The organism is Vibrio sp. 1069 (assembly GCF_033340555.1).
Genome location: NZ_JAWOWP010000364.1, coordinates 1 through 709 on the forward strand (window position 1 = coordinate 1; position 709 = coordinate 709).

At 42.0% G+C, this 709-nt stretch carries 2 protein-coding genes; both read right to left on the minus strand.

The annotated features are described in order from the left end of the window. Nucleotides 1–91 precede the first annotated feature (91 nt). Entirely contained in the window at nt 92–325 is a 234-nt protein-coding gene (locus R7040_RS26540; protein ID WP_318097592.1) for a DUF3389 domain-containing protein, read from the minus strand. A 42-nt stretch (nt 326–367) separates the two neighbouring features. Continuing rightward, nucleotides 368–709, minus strand: a 342-nt coding sequence (locus tag R7040_RS26545; RefSeq protein ID WP_318097593.1) for a hotdog fold thioesterase, incomplete at its 5' end; no start/stop codon positions are given.

A 709-nucleotide genomic window follows, 5' to 3' on the forward strand; every position in this document is an offset into this window, starting at 1 on the left:
AGGGCTACTCATAAAGAGGAAATACTTGTCTTGATGTCAATAAGTCAAGTTTCCTCATTTTTATGAAAAAGTGCAAATATGAAGGGGTAAATTATTGAATATCGATACCAATTTCTTGTGCGAGTTGGATAAGTTGTTCCTCATTATCCAATTTTATTGACCATTTGCATTCGGCCCCATGGGCTAACACAACATTTGCGCCACGACCAAGAAGTTGAAGTGCATCGGTTTGTGCTTGCAATGTGACCATTCGCTCACCGGTTAGTTTGATGACGATTTCACGCTGCGTCGCGATAATTTTACCTACTGAAAACTCGATAACCATGTTCTGCCTTTGGGTGTATCTCTGCTGATTGATGAAGTCGAATTAAGCCAATTTTGCTTTTTGTTGTTTCACAGCAATCGTTAGACGACTAGTACACACCAAACGATCACGTTCGTCTGTAATTTCAATCTGCCAAACTTGAGTCGAAACACCAAGGTGAATAGGTTTTGCGGTACCGATAACATAACCACTGCGCATTGCTCGTACATGGTTTGCGTTGATATCTAAACCTACGCAGTAGTTACCTTCACTCACGCAAAAGTTTGCGGCAATGGAACCTAATGTTTCTGCTAGTACGACGGATGCACCACCATGCAACATACCCAGCGGTTGGTGAGTAAAACTGCACACTGGCATCGTTGCACTTAATGAATCATCCGTGAA